This is a genomic window from Pseudomonas sp. 32A (assembly GCF_052682255.1).
On sequence record NZ_JBQYLY010000001.1, the window covers coordinates 2,412,056 to 2,427,786 of the forward strand.

The window sequence follows — 15,731 nt, forward strand, 5'->3', positions numbered from 1 at the left end:
GCCCACCTCACAGAATTGCGGCAGCCTTGGTCAGGAACCAGATGATGATCACCACCAACAGTGCTCCAATACCGACCACCGCGCCGAGGTCCTTCCAGGTCTTGCGCTGATTCTGCACGTCGGCATACACGGTCAGGGAATGCCAGGCCACACCGAGAAAAGCGAGCAGGGCGATGAGCAGACCGAGCAGGATGCCGCCGTCGTAGGCATAGTTTTTTATGGTCTCGATCAACCCGGATCCTTCGCCGCGCGAAGGGGCTTCCATGGTGGGTAATTGGGCAAAGGCCAGGCTCGGACCAAGCACCAGCAACAGGCCGATCAAGCGCTGGCTCGCGCGATCACGCAGATTGTTTTTCAGGGGGACTAAGCACTTGAGCATGGCGGCGATCTCCTGGATTAGGACAGGGTGAAGAACATCAGTAGGAGCAGGGCGAGCAAGACGCGCACGGCGCTGCCGCCGAAGGCCCCAAAGCGCACACTGCCGGCGGCCCAACCCCGGTAAGCCGTCCACATCACCCAGGCACACCAAAGCAAAACCAGGACGAGAACCAGGGATAGCCACAGCGTGGAACTGTTCTGTGCCGAGAAACCGGAGGCATTCTGAAACGCTGCGATTTGGGCGTCAGTCATGCTCATGGCGAAGGCTCTGCGGGCGTAGTGTCGAGGCGGTAATTGCCGACCAAATCGGTGGGATCACGGGGTTGGGCGCGGGAGGGGGATAGATAGTCCCGTACGCCTTGACGAATGCGCTGAATGTCTTGAATTAGGCGGGGATAGTCGAAGCGATAGCGATCGTCGGGTTCGAACGTGCTGGCTGCCTCAGCTTGCGTTACAAGGCGTTCGATAATATCGAGCTGCTGCTGGACTTGGCTGAACTGATCCTGCTCCCGATCAGACGCGGCATAGCTGCTGCCATGGACGATAACCAGCGATAGCAAAAACAAGCTGCGGAAGGTGGTAATTGGCATGATGCTAGCCCTTATGGATCTGGGAGCAGAATCAAGCTAGAGGGTGAAATTTTCCGTAAGAAACCTGAGGTGTGATGGATCACATTTATGGAATGCGCTTTCTTGCGAGCCCTGTAGCAGTGATCCGTATAAACGCCATTTGGCTCGCAACCAATCCCAAGATAGGCGCGTCAGCACTTGAGCTGCGCCGGTCGCACCTCCGTTCGGCGGTAAGGCCGCGCTGTGCTTATCTATTTACGAATAGATGCCAATCGGTTGAAGACGTTGGTACATGACGGCGCATGAGTTTAGCTTGATGACCCAAGTACCACGCACATTGATTGCCATTTGTCAGGTTCCCTTGACCTGTCCAATCGCATGGGCTAAATATTACTTCATCGCAATTAAGCGATGCTGGTTAATATATTCGATACATAACAGAGTTAGGCTTATCATCAAAGATGTGCTGATATGTTCTGTTGGTTTTAATTTAATACTGATGCCAAGGAAGGTATAATTTTGATTGCATTGAATAGTAGCAGATTATTAAGCGCGATGAGCTTGGAAAGCATCATCGGAAATTTCCCTTCTGATCGAGCTATTTCAACGCTTGGCTTTGCACAATTCAAAAACTGCTACGACCCTGCACTATTAAGGGGTATCTTGGACGAAGCCCTTAAGCTAGAGTCTATAGCAAGCAATAAGTTTTTGTCGTTAAAGCACTTGCGCAAAGCTCATGTTCATATACCCCAAATTGAAAGCCTGATGCTGAATAAGTATAGGCTCGAATACCTGTCCCTGTTGGCAGGTTGTGAGCTTGAACCTTATCCTATTTCCACCGCTGCGGCGCATATAAATTATTATCGACGGGGCGAGCCGGCGATTGGTTATCATACGGACGGGGCCGCGATGGTAGAACTTATTCCATTGTATATCGATGGCGCCAAGACCAATACTGCCACCTTGATCTACAAGGGAAGCGCTTCTGCCCGATCAAGTTTTGGTGAGCTCCAGGCGCCGTTCTCCGAAGATGAGATTATACGAGTAACTCAGGAAGTCGGTGCGAGTGTTCTATTGCAAGGTCGCTGTTTACTACACGCTGCAGAAATAAATAGTGAGTCTGAGCGTATTACTTTGGTACTGGTATTACGCTCAAAGCATCAACCTTGGAAAGATGATAATACTTTATTTCGCCTCCTACAGGATGACCTTCCTGAGGATGTGGTGCAGCCTTGGGTCGACGATGTTGTAAACCGACAGTATCCAGCGTACTTGAGAGCCAAAAATATTCATTCCTGAATACGACAGCGCATTCGAGATATTGCCATGAAAGATATTCCACGTATGTCAAAAGGCTTGTCGCTGCTTGTAAAGTCTTTGAAAGCTAGACATCCGGAACCTTCCCGGCTGCAGGGTGAACCTCTCTGGGACGATGCCTTCAACCGATCCGATGCAAAAATCGACGTCACCTTGTGCCGCACGTTATTGGATCTCGGTTACAGTCAGTCCGATATCAATCGCCATGAGCGGCACATTGATAATCTTGGCTATATTGGACCGATCCGCCCCTTCACTGATCAATGTATCAATATCCTTTCAACCACTGCGCAACGATTGGAAGAAAAAGCACCGAGTAATCCACATATTGTCTCCAGGCGGTTAAGGGGGGCGCAACAACACTCACAATTTATCGCTGATCTAATCGATAGTCCTGACTTTCTATGCAATATGTCAGCGCTTGCCGGCGTACCTTTGATACTCCATCCACATCCGGATGCGGCGGTCCAAATTAATTACTATCGTCATGACGCGTCTCGCCCCGAGAAAAATCCGGACGTCGCAAAGTGGCATACCGACGGTATGGATTATGTACTGACCATCCTCCTTACCGACAGCTCCACCTACATGGGAGGCAATTTTCTTTACTACGATGGCGTGGCCGCGACATTTGTTCCTCGCATAGAACAGCACCACGAAAAAATCAGAGTTGCAGACTTTCATAATAAAGGTGAGGCTATCTTCACTAAGGGTTCAAAAATCTTTCACGGTGTAACTCCCGTGACTCAGGGATTTCGCATCACGCTGGTCATTTCGCTCTTTTGTCCGTACTTCCATATGAATGATAGTAATAAATTCTGGCACAGTGCGCCCGATGATGGACTTTTTAGGACATTAAAGAATTGGAGTCGCTTCAAGTTACCTTGGCATAATCATCGTTATTTTTTTCAGCTAAGCAAGACGAACGAGAAAATTTACCAACGCACGAGGAGTATGAAATGAACGAAAAAGCAAATCTTCCGGTCACTGACTATAGCAAGCTGGCAATGGAGTATTCGATTCGACCGGTTCATTCCAGCAACATTAACATTCAGTCTGAGGAGAGATTTTCAGCTGTCGTAGAAGGTGTGGAAGCGATCTACTCGATGCACGACTACAAAACCATGTACAAGATCCCGAATTTGTATGACGCCATGATTTACGGGATGCTCGGATGTCGTACGCCAGCACTGCTAGCAGAGAAGTTCGAGCAGCTACTTGATCAACATTCAAAGGAACAGGAATTGCGCGTATTGGAAATAGGCGCTGGTTCCGGGGCGTTTGGGCAGGCCCTGCTCAATAACAGTAGGCGCCTGAAGATTATAGGATTGGATATCGTAGAAGAAGCCCAGGAAGCTGCCGCGAGAGATCGGCCTTTTGTCTACAATGACTACATCGTTGATGACCTTTGCAATCTTTCCCACGAGAGCTTGTCCACCATCAACTCCTTTAAACCGAACTGCGTTGGTGTCGCATCTGCTACTGGCTGGGGTAATCACATACCGGTCGCAGGTTTTGAAAAAGCTTTTGAACTTCTCTCTGCGGGAGGATGGTTCATTTTTCATGTGAAGCCAAATGATCCGGATCCAGAGTGCATCGCGCTAAATCAATGGATCGACAAAAAGATCGCTGATGAGGATATTGTTGATGTGCAACGCGGCAAAATTTTTCACCGTTATGGCGTAGGTGGCAATGAAATTTACTATGACTACATCATTGGAAGGAAATCACTGTCAGCCGCCTGACCGTTCACGTCTGCTGCTTCAGGAAAATATCCCTTGCTCACATTTCAACAACTGATCACTTTTGCACCCGCTGCGTTTGTGGTTGCGATAACCCCAGGCGCTAACAATTTGCTCGCGTTCAATCACGGCACGCAAGCGGGTTTTTTTTCCACAGTCATGAGTCTGGTGGGTCGTTTTATCGCATTCGCTATTATGATTCTGTTGGTTGCGTATGGAATGGGGGAGTTACTCAAACAATCTCCCTTTGCTTTTTCATTTATCAAGGCTATCGGTACCCTTTACCTCATATATATTTCTTGGATTCTTATCTTCTCGACGCCCCCCGAAAAATATGGCGAGATAGACGCTGTGAGCACGGCGGACATGACGACCAAAGAGTTTCTCGTGGCCGCTAGCAACCCTAAGGCGCTTTTGCTTTTTACTGCATTCCTGCCGCAGTTCATCGTTCCAGGGATCGCGTATGACATGCAATTGATCACCCTTGGGGGCATTTACATCCTGGTAGAGTTTTTTTGCGCGTGCTGCTACGCCTATTCGGGGGTATGGGTCAAAACTCATACCCGTAGCAATTCCGTCACCATCCGCCTTATAAATCGTATTGCGGGTGTTATTTTGCTGGTCATGGCAGGCCTGCTTTTTTTCTCCGCTCCCCCGTAACCTGGTGAGCTATTCAACATTCGAGTGAAGGCTGCTCGATCACGCCGTCAAAATGCTCCAGCGTTCAAATGCCGTCGCAAAGGAACGGCATAACGAGCTGCATCGTTCAGAGTCATCAGTCTGCCCAACGACTTGGTGCATCGATGCCATACGAGTAATCAATGAAGGTAGGTCACGTATTTCACTAGATTCGGAGGTGGTCTTCAGAGTGTTTGAACCTCTTTTCGGTGTCGATAACGGACTGGGGGCTCGCTTGGACCTCTTCAGGTTCCAACCTATTCTTCATCTCTGTTAACCATGCACTTACTCCTGACAAATTGTTACTAAATGTATCGTTCTGGTGTGCAAAACAACACAAATCCTCTCCGAATCGCGGGTTTTGGTGGGTTTGTTTTTTTCGCGTTCATTTTATTGATTCCAACGGTTTTTTGCGGTTTTCAATCGTTGACGGTGCCTCTGAACTGAGACGGATGAATGAGGCTGGCCGAAAAATTGCTTTAGGGTAGATGCGGTAACCATAGACGGATCTAAGGGGGTACACCTGATGAAGTTGGGAGCTTTTATGATGCCGGCGCATCCGCGCCATCGCTCCATCCGCGACGGCCATTTTCACGATCTGGATACGCTGGAATATCTGGACCGCATCGGTTTTGAAGAAGCCTGGATTGGCGAGCATTACATGATGCCGTCAGAACCCTGTCCTTCACCCGACCTGTTGATCGCACAAGCCTTTCTCAAAACCAAGCGCATCAAACTGGCTCCCGGGGCCTTTATGTTGCCTTTCCATCACCCTGCGGAGCTGGCGCATCGCATCAGTTGGCTCGACCATATTTCCGAAGGGCGCCTCATGGTCGGTATCGGGGCCAGCGGCACTAACCTCGACCTTGAGATGTTCAACATTGATCACAAGTCTGGCGCGCATCGCGAGATGACCGCCGAGTCGATTGCGATCATGACCCGCTTTTGGGAAAGCGAAGGCCCCTTTGAGTATCGCGGCAAGTACTGGACGGTACGGCGGCCCGCCGACCAGATGGATAAATGTTCCGGCTACCACCTCAAGCCATTCCAGCAGCCCTACCCACCGATTGGCGTGACTGGCCTCTCCGCCTCATCCCCCACCCTGGCACTTGCCGGTGCCAATGGCTGGATCCCCATCAGTTTTTGCTTCACCCCCCAATACCTGCACACCCATTGGGCGGCGGTGGAGCGTGGGGCGCTTGAGGCAGGACGTGTTGCTCCGTCAAGAGACATGTGGCGGGTGAGCCGCCCGTTCTTCGTCGCCGACACCGATAAAGAGGCCTGGCGTCGTTCAGTGGGCGGTGAGATGGGGCGTTATTTCCGCGAGGACTACCTGCCGATGCTGGCGGGTAACAACGCCTTGGGGTTGCTCAAGCATCACCCCGACGTGCCCGACAGCGATGTGACGGTGGAGTACGTCGCCCAGCATTGCTGGATCCTGGGTTCGGCTGAAACGGTCAGGCAGCGGATCGAGGACATGCAGGAACAGTCCGGCGGTTTCGGCGTATTGCACATCATGTGCTTCGACCATCTGGATGACCTGGCGGCTACCCGAGACAGTTATGCCGCCCTGGCAGGGATAGTCGCCAACGATTTCTGACTCATCTCAATGGAATGGGAGAGCTCCATGCAACGACCTTTCACGACGGTCAACGCCACACACAACATTGCGTTGGTGGTGATCGATATGCAGCACGATTTTGTCGACGAAGACGCACCCATCGCCTGCAAGGGCGCCGGCGCCATTGTGCCGCTGATCCACGAGTTGGCCGAGTTGGCCCGCACGCTGGGGATCCCGGTTATCTATACCCGCGAATCACACCGCAAGCAGAAGGTCGACTTCGGGCTGGAGCTTGAGTACGGCGAAACTGAGCATTGCGTCGAGGGTACGCCGGGGATCGAGATCATCGACGAACTGCGCCCCCACGAGAGTGATTATGTCCTGGTGAAACGCCGTTACAGCGGCTTCTTCGCCACAGATCTGGACTTGCTGCTCAAGGGCCTGGGCGTTAATACCTTGGTGTTGACCGGCGTGGCGACGGATGTTTGCGTGCGTGCCACCGCCCAGGACGCCTTGCAACTGGATTACCGGGTCTGGGTGCCGCATGAATGCGTGGCAGGGACCAGCGAGGCTCGTCATCTGGCGGCGCTGGAACATATCGGTTATGTGCTTGGCCGGGTTCTGCCGTTGGCGTCGGTCATGCAGCACATGCGTGACAGCTGCGAGGTATCGACATGAGCGCGGTACAGGACGCCAACCAGTTGCCGTGTGCCGATTACCATCAGGTGATTCGCCAGTTGGTGGAAGAGCGGGCCGATCTGACCCGCCAGGAGACGAAGCAGGTGGTCGAGGCCATTCTGGACCGCCAGTTCAGCGACCTGCAAATTGCCGCCACGCTGGTTGCCCTGAGTCGCAAAGGTGAGACGGCGGACGAGATTGCCGGGGCGGTGGATGCCATTTTGAGCCGCAGTACGCCCTTGCAGACCGGCTTCGACAACGCGGTCGATATCGGCGGAACGGGCGGTGACCGGGCCGGTACGTTCAATATTTCCACCACGGCGGCCTTCGTCGCCGCTGCGGTGGGCGTGCCGGTTGTGAAGCACGGCAACCGCAGCGTCACCAGCCGCTGTGGCAGCAGCGACATGATTGCCGCACTGGGGGTGGATGTTGAACAACGCAGTAGTGCGCAGCAAATCCGCGCAGACCTCGCCGCATACAACTTCGCGTTTGTGGCCACCGCCAGCTTTCACCGGTTTGCGCCGCGTATCGGCGAGATCAGGCGTGAGATCGGCGTACGCAGCGTCTTCAACCTGGCGGGCCCGCTGGTTCACCCGGCGGGCGTCAAGCGTCAGCTGATCGGCGTCGCACGACCCAATCAGCTTGGGCTGATGGCCGACACCCTACAAAGGCTTGGGCGTGAAGAAGCCTTCGTGGTGCACGGACTCGATGGTCTCGATGAGGTCAGTTGCGTCGGTGAAACCCTGGTCGCACATGTTCGTCACGGCACCGTCGAGACGTTCAGCCTGCACCCGCGTGACTTCGGCGTTGACGCTTGCCGCATGCAGGACCTCATCGGGGGTGACCCCCAGCGCAACGCGCAACTGTGCACCGCCATCCTCGAAGGCGAGCGAGGGCCCCGCAGCGATGCGGTGGTGATTGCGGCGAGCGCGCTGCTAGTGTTGAGCGCCAGGGCAGAGAGCTTCTTGGAAGGTGCACACATGGCCCGCGCAGCCATTGATAGCGGCAAGGCCTATCAGGTTTTTCAAGGATTTTTGGGGCAGGGATTATGAAAACAACCATCAAGATTTGCGGCATCACCACGCTGGAAGATGCATTGGCGGCCGTGAGTGCCGGTGCCCATGCGCTGGGTTTTGTCTTTTCGCCGAGCCCGCGCCAGGTCAGTGCCGACGTGGTGCGCGGGATCATCAGCCGGCTGCCGCCGTTTATCAGCACGGTCGGCGTATTTGTCGATGAGCCGTTGCCCGTCGTCCTGGATACGATTAAGCGCTCGGGCATCTCGATGGTCCAGTTGCAGGGCCATGAGAGCAATGAGTATTGCCAGCAGATCGATAAGCCCGTGATCAAGGGTTTTCGCGTCGCCGCGGAAGTGGATGTTGACCTGATCAATAGCTATCAGGTGAGCGCCTATCTGTTCGACACCTACGTTAAGGGGCAGGACGGTGGCACGGGCCAGCGTTTCGATTGGGAGCTGCTGCAACGCCGTCATTTTTCCCGCCCGGTGATCGTCGCCGGCGGCCTGAATGTGAGCAACGTCCGGCACCTGATGGAGGCCTTGAACCCTGACGGAGTGGATGTCAGCAGCGGCGTCTCGGCAACCGCCACCACCAAGGACAGCGCCAAGATGCGCGCCTTTGTCTCGGCGGTCGAGATGGCGGGGCAGGAGCCACCCCTGGAAAAGGTGGCATTCGGTGAAGTCGACATCCTGCGCGACGCCTTCCATGACCGGCCACTGGTGGAGGTCAACGGCAAGCAGTTCCTGATCAACTCGCTGACCGAACAGGTACCCGCGACCTCGGCGCAGTTGCTGCACGTGGCGGCGCAACGGGTGTGCGAGGCGGCTGACCTCTCCCCGGGGTTGAAGCTGGTGGGGGAGGAGGACAAGGGCGGTGTGCTGCTGGCGGCGGTCTCGTTGCTCTGTGGCCTGCCCTTTGGCATTGCGCGTTGGTACCCGTCGGGGCTCGAAGGACAGGTCAAGGTCGGCTTCGACTGTGAGTACATTTCGGGCGAGTTGTACCTCAACGGCGTCGAGCCCGGTGATCGTGTGGTGATTGTCGATGACCTGATCAGCACCGGCGGCACGCTCATCGGTTTGATCGAGGCGGTGCGGCGGGCAGGCGCGCATGTCGAGCAGATTATCTGTGTGGCCGAGAAGCTCGACTACGCCGGTGTCGAGCGGGTGCGCAATGTCACTGGTCTAGAGGTCAAGACCCTGGTTCGCGTGCGAGTGTCCGGGGCCACGTCCAGCGTAGTCAGCGTTGCCTATTAACGTCTGCAAGAGCGAGAGCAGTGTGATGAAATCCAAAATCTTTCCGGGATGGTACGTAGTGTTCGCAGCGCATCTGCTGCTGGCGCTTATCTTTGGTGGCGCCTACTCATTCGGCGCGTTCTTTTCACAGATCCAGTCCAACTTCGATGTGGGGCGTTTTTCCGTAGCTTCGGTGTTCTCACTGACGGCGTTCATCTATTACGTGGTGGGGGTGTTTTCCGGCTCGTTGGCGGATCGTATCTCTACTCGCGTCGTGGTCGGGGTTGGCATCGTCTTGCTGGCGCTGGGGTTCTTCCTCAGTAGCCTTGCCTCGGGGTCGTTGCAACTGTTCCTGGTGTGTTTCTGTTCCCTCGTCGGGCTGGGTGTCGGCCTGGTGTATGTGCCGACGGTGGCCGCGGTCCAGCGCTGGTTCGTCAAGAATCGCGGCAAGGCTTCGGGCATTGCGCTGGCCGGAACCGGGGTCGGGACATTTGTCGGTCCTTCCGCTGCCGGGCTGCTGATGCAGCACTTTTCCTGGGAATCGACCCTGCAGATTTTTGCCGGGGCGATCCTGGTGGTGGGGCTGCTGGTGGCGTCGCTGGTCAGGAGTAATCCGCAAGAGCTCGGGCTGTTTCCGGATGGCCTCACGCCGGCGGATGCGAGCCCCGGGCGTCAGGCGGCGCCCAGCGGCATGCGCCTGGCGGAGGCTGCGAGTACGGGGCGATTCTGGTGGTATTTCGGCGCGATTTTCTTTGGCTCGGTGGGCTTGTTTCTTGCGCTGGTGCACATCAACCCCTATGCGCGGCAGTTTGGTATTTCCGCCACCCAGGCGAACCTGTTGATCGGGCTGATCGGCGTGGGCAACGTCGCCGGCCGGTTATTCCTGGGCAGCATCGGTGACCGCATGGGCGCGCGTCGCCTGCTGATGGTTTTGACCTTCGCACTGGTGCTGCTCAACCTGCTGTGGCTGGGCGCCCATACGTTCGTCACGCTGGCGCTGTTCGCGATTTGTTTCGGTGTGGCCAACGGTGGCTGCATATCCCTTTATCCGTCGGTGGCCGCCAGTTGGTTCGGCACGGCGAACCTGGGGGCGATCCTCGGCTCGCTGTACATTTCGGTGGGCGTCGCCGCCTTGATCGGCGGCAGCGTCGCGGGGCTGTTGTTCGACCTTTACCAGAGCTACGCGGCGTCGATCATGCTGGGTGCACTCTGTGCATTGCTCTCAGTAGTGTTCATCCTGATTGCCGCTCGCCCGGTGCCTGAGGTTGCCATCCCGGCGGCTTCGGCTGGCTCCTGAGCGAGGGCGCAGTGATGACTGACAGCCTTGAGATTCATGACCTGCGTTCGGCGTTGAGTGTGCTTGAGCGTCACGGACAAACCGTGGCGCACATCAATACACCGATAGACCCGAACCTGGATTTGCTGAGTGACTACCTGGCCGCGTACCGAACCGCGACCAACTCGGTGATGAGCGCCGAGCAACCGCTGCGGTTATACCGCAAGCCCCGGACGGGGGCATTTTCGGTATTGCTGGGGGTGTTCGGCAGCCGGGCTAATACCCGGATGTTCCTGGACCCTCAAGGCCGCCACGGCAGTGAGGTGTGCAATGCCGAGTTGGTGTGCCGGGCGATCATGCACCCGATCGCGCCGGTCATGGTGCGCCCTGCGGCGGAGCGGGTGGTACTGGAAAACCCAGACGTGCACACGTTGCTGCCCGCGCTCACGTGTTCGGTCGGTGACCCGGGACCGACCATTACGCTGGGTATGGTTTACGCCCGCGATGAGCGCAGTGGCGCGAGCAATTGCTCGGTGCATCGCATCACGATCAAACCCGCTTCGGTGGCGATTGCGATCTATCCGGGAGGCGACCTGCAACGCCTGATTGACCTGCATACCCAGCGGGGCGAACGGCTGTCGGTTTCAGTCAACATCGGCATGGACCCGGCCATTTATATCGCCGCCGCCTTGAGCAAACCTGCCCTCGGCTTTGGTGACGACGAACTGGGCGTGGCGGGCGCGATTCGTGGGCGCGGCGTCGAACTGGCACCGTGTTATTCCAACGCCGGGCGGTTTGTTGAGCACGCGGAGATCGTGCTGGAGGCGAGCCTGGGAACCGAAATGGAGCCCGAGTCATCGCTCGGCGATGCGCACTCGATGCCGGAGTACCTGGGTTACTACTCACCGTGCGGCGAAGTGTCGACGCTGCGTGTGAGTGCCTTGAGCCATCGTCCGGGGGCTGTTTATCAGGCGCTCTCGGGGCCGGGTCGGGAGCAGTCGGAGTTGTTGGGGGCTGGCCAGGAAGCATCGATCCTGCGGTTGCTCAGTGAGTGGGGCATGAGCACGTGGATCAAGGACATCGTGGCGCAACCCGCCGGCGGCGGCCATCTGTTGACCGTATTGCAGGTGGCCAAGTCCTGCGAGGCGGATGATCGGCTGGTCCGGCAACTGGCGCAACGGCTGCTGGAAGCCATTTCCAGCACCAAGAACATTGTGCTGCTGGACGAGGACGTCAATCCGCACTCCGCCGAGGACGTGTTGTGGGCGATGTCCACCCGCTTCCGGGCAGAAATGGATATTCACCCCACTCGACCATTGCCGGGTACGCCGCTGGACCCGACGCTGTCGAGCCTTTACTGCTCTGGGGAGTTCACGGGGGCGGCGCCCAAAAGCGTGTTCGATTGCACCGTGCCGTTTACTCTACGCCCACGGTTCCGCCGGGCGTTTGCCTGATGGTTTTGCCCACTTGAGTGGTCCATGGCCTATGCACTATTGCACGCTGCTGATTGATTTCGATGGCACGCTGTTCGACACCCGCAATGCGATCCGCAAAACCCTGGAAGCCCTGGCCGGCCGCCGTGGTGCGGCGCCTTTTGCCGCCCACTTGATCGACCAAGTGATCGACCAGGGGCTCTCGTTGGTGGATATGTTGGGTGTGCTGCTGGGCCCCGGTGATGTGCCTGGTTTGCCGGCATGGGTCGCTGACTATCGCGCGATCTACAACGGCGGATTGGGGGTGGCCCAGAGTGCGCCTTATCCGGGTGTCGAAGCTGTTGTGCAGCAACTGCATGAGGCAGGTATAGAGCTGTTTATTGTTTCCAACAAGGGCGAGGTCTCGATCCTGGACACCCTTGAACAGTACCGGCTTGGCCCATGCTTTCGCGGGGTGGTTGCGGCTGTTGGTGATCGCGCGCCCAAGCCGGACCCAGCGAGCTTTTTTGAACGGGTCAGGCCCCGGATGCGTCACGGCGACAAAGCCCAGGTCTTGGTGATCGGCGACACCGAGATCGATCTCGGGTACGCCCGCAACCTTGGAGTAGCGAGTTGCTGGGCGGCTTACGGGTATGGGCTGTCATCACGCTGCGAGGTGCTGGCGCCGGATTTCGTTATTCAGTCGGCGAATGACCTGCTACGGCTGGAGGACTGCCGTACAGACTCTTGAATAACTTAGGTTTTGAAGGATTTGAAATGACACCGGCGTAGTGGCTGCATGAAATAATCGCTTAGAAGGCTAGTGATGATGTCCAACTTTCTCGGAGGCAAATTGAATGCATACAACGCCTTGCCTTTGGAGGGCTGGTGGATGAAATGGTCGGACGAATAGAATTTTTTAGTTTATTGCATTGTTAAAGGTATTTTTTGAACGTCGTTGCGGTGACTGCTGTTGTTATCCCTAACATCACCGCGCTAGGAAAAAAAATAGCCATGGGATTAAGCGAAAAGGGCAGGGAAAGGTAAATGCCACAAGGTACGATCAGCAGCGGTATCACTGCTCGTTTGGCGCGGTGATAGACAAAACTGCTTTCTCGCCCTGCGCCAAATTTGCGCAGGTCACGGCGCATCAAACCCTCGACAAAACCGGTGAGCGTGGCCAACAAAAATAGTGGTGTGGCTAGAACCAGAATGGTCAGGCGCACCACGAAGGTGAAGGTGACATACACCGCTGCCAGCACGAAATCCTCAATGCTCACGTATAGCTGATTGGTCCAACTCCAGAAGCCCTTGCCCTGGCTCGACAGCCTCGCCTGCTGGGCAAAATCCGCAAAACCAGTCTTGACCAGCAGCCATTGAATTAGAAAATTCAGCCACTGGACAATCGTGTGTCCGGGTTGTTGGATGATGAGTGAATATTTGAAATGCTCACTCAGCCAGCCCAGTTCGTTCGTCAACATGGCCTGGCTGTGCCGCCAACCCTGATCGCCCCAGACCAGTAGCAAACCGGCGAACTCGATGAGGATCGAGAACACCAACGACGCCATTAGCATACTGATGATGCGCAGGACTAGGATGATTGCCGAGATAATCAATCCCGGGCGCTGGATCGGTTGTGGCGACGTGTTCTGGGCGGAAGTCGTCATCGTTCACTCCATATTGCGAGTTGCAGAGTTGATGCGGGCACGACGCCTGCCAAATACGTTTTTGCTGAATCGAAACCTGTGACAGGGCCGGGCTACCCAACCTGATCCAGATCGAAGTTTGTTGTTGGACCGCCACCGCTTGCACTCCACCATTGTCCTGCCTGTTTGTTGTAAGCCGCGCGCATCCGTTGGGTAAGCTCCTGCAGGTCTTTGGGCATGGCATCGTCGTTGGAGGGTTTTGGCAACGGCATGCGGACTTTCCAAAGCTGCCCCCCGGCCTGGAAGGAGAACATTTGCCCCTTGGGCAAGCTGACGATGTGAGCAGGCTCGATCAGCGGCACGCTGGTGCTGCTGACACGGTCCTGTGAGGACGAGGTGAAGTCCGTGTTGGCCTCCGGATCGGAGGTGTCGGTGGCACCCGACACCAGTATCTTGGTCAGCACATTAACCTTGGGCAACTGCTGGGTGAGCAGCTCCGCGGTCGCGGTTTCGCGCACCCGCAGCATTTGCAGGGTGTTGAAGTTGCCGATCACCTGGCCGGCCTTGGCCCGGTTGCCAATCCGCGCTTCGATATCACTGAGGGTCTGGGTGTAGGCCGTCACCTGAATGCCGGCACCACCGCCCTTATTGATCAGCGGGATAAACTCATCACCCATCAACTCGTTGAACTCATCGGCGTGCAGGTTGATTGGCAGTTTGTAACCAGCGTTGTCAGATTGAGGCAGCCCATGGTCAATGCCATGTTTGTAGATATGTCCGGCGACCGAGACCAAGTCGGCGAACATGGAGTTGCCCACAGCGGCGGCCACCTCGGCATCGGTCAGCGCATCCAGACCGACGTAGACGATGCCGCGTTTTCGGATGATCTGCATCCAATCGAAGATTGGCCGAGGGTCATCTAAATCGGTGTAGTTGGGAGCCAGTAACTGGGCGGTCTTGCCGGTGGTGAGTTTCTCCAGCAGCGGCAGTAGCGAGGCGACGATTTTGTCGAAGTAAGTGCGGTCGTAGCGCACCGCTGAACGTAGTCCGTCCATTACCGGATCAAATACGCGTTTCACCGCCAGGTATTGCTCGATGGCCACCACCCGCTTTTCGCGTCCTATCATATGCCGGGGAATGTTCTTCTCGGTGAGTTTGCCTTCGAGTTGGACAATCACTTCCCACGCCTTCGGGTCGGTCTTGGCGAAAAACTGCTGGGCGTATTCGATGAACAGGGCATCAATGTTGACCACATGCCGCTGGATTTGCAGGTAGTCCGGACGCCGGCCCAATTCGATCAAAGCACGGGCAATGATGTTGACAAAACGCCATGCGAACTCACGGAAGGAAGCGGAGTTACCTTCACCACTGAGCTGCCCAGCAATGCGAGATGCCACCTCAGAAATACGTCCGAAACGTCCCACCGCGTTATAGCGGGCGGAGATTTCTGGCCAGCCCAAATGGAAGACATAAAACTCTTTTTCCCGACCGGCGCGTTTGGCTTCGACGTACATGCGCTTGAGCAAGTCGGCATCGCCCTTCGGGTCGAAGACAATCACTACCTCATGTTCAACGTGGTGAATGTCCTGGGTGATGTACACCTCGGCGAGCCGGGTCTTGCCGACGCGGGTAGTGCCGAGCACCAGGGTGTGTCCGACCCGTTCGCCCAGCGGCAGGCTGACTTCCGTTTCATCGGGCTCGACCCCATGCAGCAGTGGCGAGCCTCCTACCGGTGGTAAAGGGCGCACCGGATTGAAGGCACTGTCCCAAGCGGTGACGCGTGCCAATGTCGAGAGCGGAAACGGTGCATGTTCCAGGCGGCGTTCGAGACCGCGTGCCAGACGATAGCGAGTCGGTTGGTCGATATAGTGGGCGACAGCCGGATCCTGAGCCTCGACCAAGCGCTGGGTGTGCAGGCGGGTCCAGCGAAAGCCGCGGCCCATGAACAGGCGCTTACGGCTAACCGGAATCTGCCGACTGGTCAGTTCGTAGCGGGGCAGCCGGCGGATATTGCGCCGATAGCGCAACACCTCCCAGGCTTGTCGCAGCCGGATCAGGCCGAACAGGGCATAGGCCAGCGCCGCAACCAGACCGATCTCGGGTGTCAGGGCCACCGCCCAGGGCGAGTACACGCACAGCACTGCGGCCGCGATGCAGATCGCTACGGTGTACAGCTCAACCGCTGGCCGGAGCTTGGATTCCATCGCATGCTCGGCCATGGCTTGG

The 15,731-nt window shown here is 56.5% G+C and carries 16 protein-coding genes; 11 read left to right on the forward strand and 5 right to left on the reverse strand.

Annotated elements, in window-relative coordinates; all coding sequences use genetic code 11:
- Nucleotides 1-7 precede the first annotated feature (7 nt).
- The 3 genes from ACUN0G_RS11045 to ACUN0G_RS11055 are packed head-to-tail and all read right to left on the reverse strand — an operon-like array spanning nt 8 to nt 968.
- The gene (locus tag ACUN0G_RS11045) at nt 8-379 is read right to left on the reverse strand and encodes a TIGR03745 family integrating conjugative element membrane protein (RefSeq protein ID WP_201021322.1); all 372 of its coding nucleotides are present in this window, start codon (nt 377-379) and stop codon (nt 8-10) included.
- Between the two features lie 17 nt (nt 380-396).
- Nucleotides 397-636 (reverse strand): TIGR03758 family integrating conjugative element protein, encoded by a 240-nt coding sequence (locus ACUN0G_RS11050; RefSeq protein WP_058821790.1) that lies wholly within the window; start codon nt 634-636, stop codon nt 397-399.
- The gene (locus ACUN0G_RS11055; protein WP_058821789.1) at nt 633-968 is read right to left on the reverse strand and encodes an integrative conjugative element protein, RAQPRD family; all 336 of its coding nucleotides are present in this window, start codon (nt 966-968) and stop codon (nt 633-635) included. Before ACUN0G_RS11055 ends, ACUN0G_RS11050 begins: the two co-directional genes overlap by 4 nt.
- A 498-nt stretch (nt 969-1,466) precedes the next feature.
- On the opposite strand from ACUN0G_RS11055, the gene ACUN0G_RS11060 reads away from it, so the two are divergent.
- The 11 genes from ACUN0G_RS11060 to ACUN0G_RS11110 all read left to right on the forward strand — a co-directional run bounded on the left by ACUN0G_RS11060 (nt 1,467) and on the right by ACUN0G_RS11110 (nt 12,610).
- Nucleotides 1,467-2,246, forward strand: a complete 780-nt coding sequence (locus ACUN0G_RS11060; protein WP_445573378.1) for a hypothetical protein — start codon at nt 1,467-1,469, stop codon at nt 2,244-2,246.
- Nucleotides 2,247-2,273: 27 nt separating this feature from the next.
- Nucleotides 2,274-3,227 carry a hypothetical protein gene (locus tag ACUN0G_RS11065; protein WP_445573379.1) on the forward strand — a complete coding sequence of 318 codons (954 nt, stop codon included), beginning with the start codon at nt 2,274-2,276 and terminating at the stop codon, nt 3,225-3,227.
- Entirely contained in the window at nt 3,224-4,009 is a 786-nt protein-coding gene (locus ACUN0G_RS11070) for a class I SAM-dependent DNA methyltransferase (protein WP_445573380.1), read from the forward strand. Before ACUN0G_RS11065 ends, ACUN0G_RS11070 begins: the two co-directional genes overlap by 4 nt.
- A gap of 33 nt (nt 4,010-4,042) precedes the next feature.
- Nucleotides 4,043-4,666 carry a LysE family translocator gene (locus ACUN0G_RS11075; RefSeq protein ID WP_445573381.1) on the forward strand — a complete coding sequence of 208 codons (624 nt, stop codon included), beginning with the start codon at nt 4,043-4,045 and terminating at the stop codon, nt 4,664-4,666.
- 562 nt (nt 4,667-5,228) lie between these two features.
- Entirely contained in the window at nt 5,229-6,284 is a 1,056-nt protein-coding gene (locus ACUN0G_RS11080) for an LLM class flavin-dependent oxidoreductase (RefSeq protein ID WP_445573382.1), read from the forward strand.
- Nucleotides 6,285-6,311: 27 nt separating this feature from the next.
- The gene (locus ACUN0G_RS11085) at nt 6,312-6,923 is read left to right on the forward strand and encodes a cysteine hydrolase family protein (RefSeq protein WP_058821782.1); all 612 of its coding nucleotides are present in this window, start codon (nt 6,312-6,314) and stop codon (nt 6,921-6,923) included.
- On the forward strand, nt 6,920-7,975 hold the full coding sequence (gene trpD, locus ACUN0G_RS11090; RefSeq protein WP_445573383.1) for an anthranilate phosphoribosyltransferase: 1,056 nt from the start codon (nt 6,920-6,922) through the stop codon (nt 7,973-7,975). The genes ACUN0G_RS11085 and trpD overlap by 4 nt, the downstream gene beginning before the upstream one ends.
- Complete coding sequence (locus tag ACUN0G_RS11095; protein WP_445573384.1) at nt 7,972-9,192, forward strand: phosphoribosylanthranilate isomerase; 1,221 nt, start codon at nt 7,972-7,974, stop codon at nt 9,190-9,192. The genes trpD and ACUN0G_RS11095 overlap by 4 nt, the downstream gene beginning before the upstream one ends.
- 25 nt (nt 9,193-9,217) lie before the next feature.
- Nucleotides 9,218-10,468: an MFS transporter gene (locus tag ACUN0G_RS11100; RefSeq protein ID WP_445573385.1), complete on the forward strand. Its 1,251-nt coding sequence runs from the start codon at nt 9,218-9,220 to the stop codon at nt 10,466-10,468.
- Between the two features lie 14 nt (nt 10,469-10,482).
- Entirely contained in the window at nt 10,483-11,901 is a 1,419-nt protein-coding gene (locus ACUN0G_RS11105) for a UbiD family decarboxylase domain-containing protein (RefSeq protein WP_445573386.1), read from the forward strand.
- Nucleotides 11,902-11,932: 31 nt separating this feature from the next.
- Complete coding sequence (locus ACUN0G_RS11110; protein WP_058821777.1) at nt 11,933-12,610, forward strand: HAD family hydrolase; 678 nt, start codon at nt 11,933-11,935, stop codon at nt 12,608-12,610.
- A 184-nt stretch (nt 12,611-12,794) separates the two neighbouring features.
- Here the strand turns inward: ACUN0G_RS11110 and ACUN0G_RS11115 are convergent, their stop codons facing one another.
- Together ACUN0G_RS11115 and traD are read right to left on the reverse strand one after the other, a co-directional pair.
- Nucleotides 12,795-13,526 (reverse strand): TIGR03747 family integrating conjugative element membrane protein, encoded by a 732-nt coding sequence (locus ACUN0G_RS11115; RefSeq protein ID WP_445573387.1) that lies wholly within the window; start codon nt 13,524-13,526, stop codon nt 12,795-12,797.
- 92 nt (nt 13,527-13,618) lie between these two features.
- Nucleotides 13,619-15,724: a type IV conjugative transfer system coupling protein TraD gene (traD, locus tag ACUN0G_RS11120; protein ID WP_445573388.1), complete on the reverse strand. Its 2,106-nt coding sequence runs from the start codon at nt 15,722-15,724 to the stop codon at nt 13,619-13,621.
- Nucleotides 15,725-15,731: the final 7 nt, after the last annotated feature.

What these genes read in the sequence shown, in the direction of transcription:
- ACUN0G_RS11070 (WP_445573380.1), top strand. Translation starts at nt 3,224, where the DNA reads ATGAACGAAAAAGCAAATCTTCCGGTCACTGACTATAGCAAGCTGGCA.
- trpD (WP_445573383.1), top strand. Translation starts at nt 6,920, where the DNA reads ATGAGCGCGGTACAGGACGCCAACCAGTTGCCGTGTGCCGATTACCAT.
- ACUN0G_RS11085 (WP_058821782.1), top strand. Translation starts at nt 6,312, where the DNA reads ATGCAACGACCTTTCACGACGGTCAACGCCACACACAACATTGCGTTG.
- ACUN0G_RS11045 (WP_201021322.1), bottom strand. Translation starts at nt 379, where the DNA reads ATGCTCAAGTGCTTAGTCCCCCTGAAAAACAATCTGCGTGATCGCGCG.
- ACUN0G_RS11055 (WP_058821789.1), bottom strand. Translation starts at nt 968, where the DNA reads ATGCCAATTACCACCTTCCGCAGCTTGTTTTTGCTATCGCTGGTTATC.
- ACUN0G_RS11050 (WP_058821790.1), bottom strand. Translation starts at nt 636, where the DNA reads ATGAGCATGACTGACGCCCAAATCGCAGCGTTTCAGAATGCCTCCGGT.
- ACUN0G_RS11065 (WP_445573379.1), top strand. Translation starts at nt 2,274, where the DNA reads ATGAAAGATATTCCACGTATGTCAAAAGGCTTGTCGCTGCTTGTAAAG.
- ACUN0G_RS11110 (WP_058821777.1), top strand. Translation starts at nt 11,933, where the DNA reads ATGCACTATTGCACGCTGCTGATTGATTTCGATGGCACGCTGTTCGAC.
- ACUN0G_RS11105 (WP_445573386.1), top strand. Translation starts at nt 10,483, where the DNA reads ATGACTGACAGCCTTGAGATTCATGACCTGCGTTCGGCGTTGAGTGTG.
- traD (WP_445573388.1), bottom strand. Translation starts at nt 15,724, where the DNA reads ATGGCCGAGCATGCGATGGAATCCAAGCTCCGGCCAGCGGTTGAGCTG.
- ACUN0G_RS11080 (WP_445573382.1), top strand. Translation starts at nt 5,229, where the DNA reads ATGATGCCGGCGCATCCGCGCCATCGCTCCATCCGCGACGGCCATTTT.
- ACUN0G_RS11095 (WP_445573384.1), top strand. Translation starts at nt 7,972, where the DNA reads ATGAAAACAACCATCAAGATTTGCGGCATCACCACGCTGGAAGATGCA.
- ACUN0G_RS11115 (WP_445573387.1), bottom strand. Translation starts at nt 13,526, where the DNA reads ATGACGACTTCCGCCCAGAACACGTCGCCACAACCGATCCAGCGCCCG.
- ACUN0G_RS11100 (WP_445573385.1), top strand. Translation starts at nt 9,218, where the DNA reads ATGAAATCCAAAATCTTTCCGGGATGGTACGTAGTGTTCGCAGCGCAT.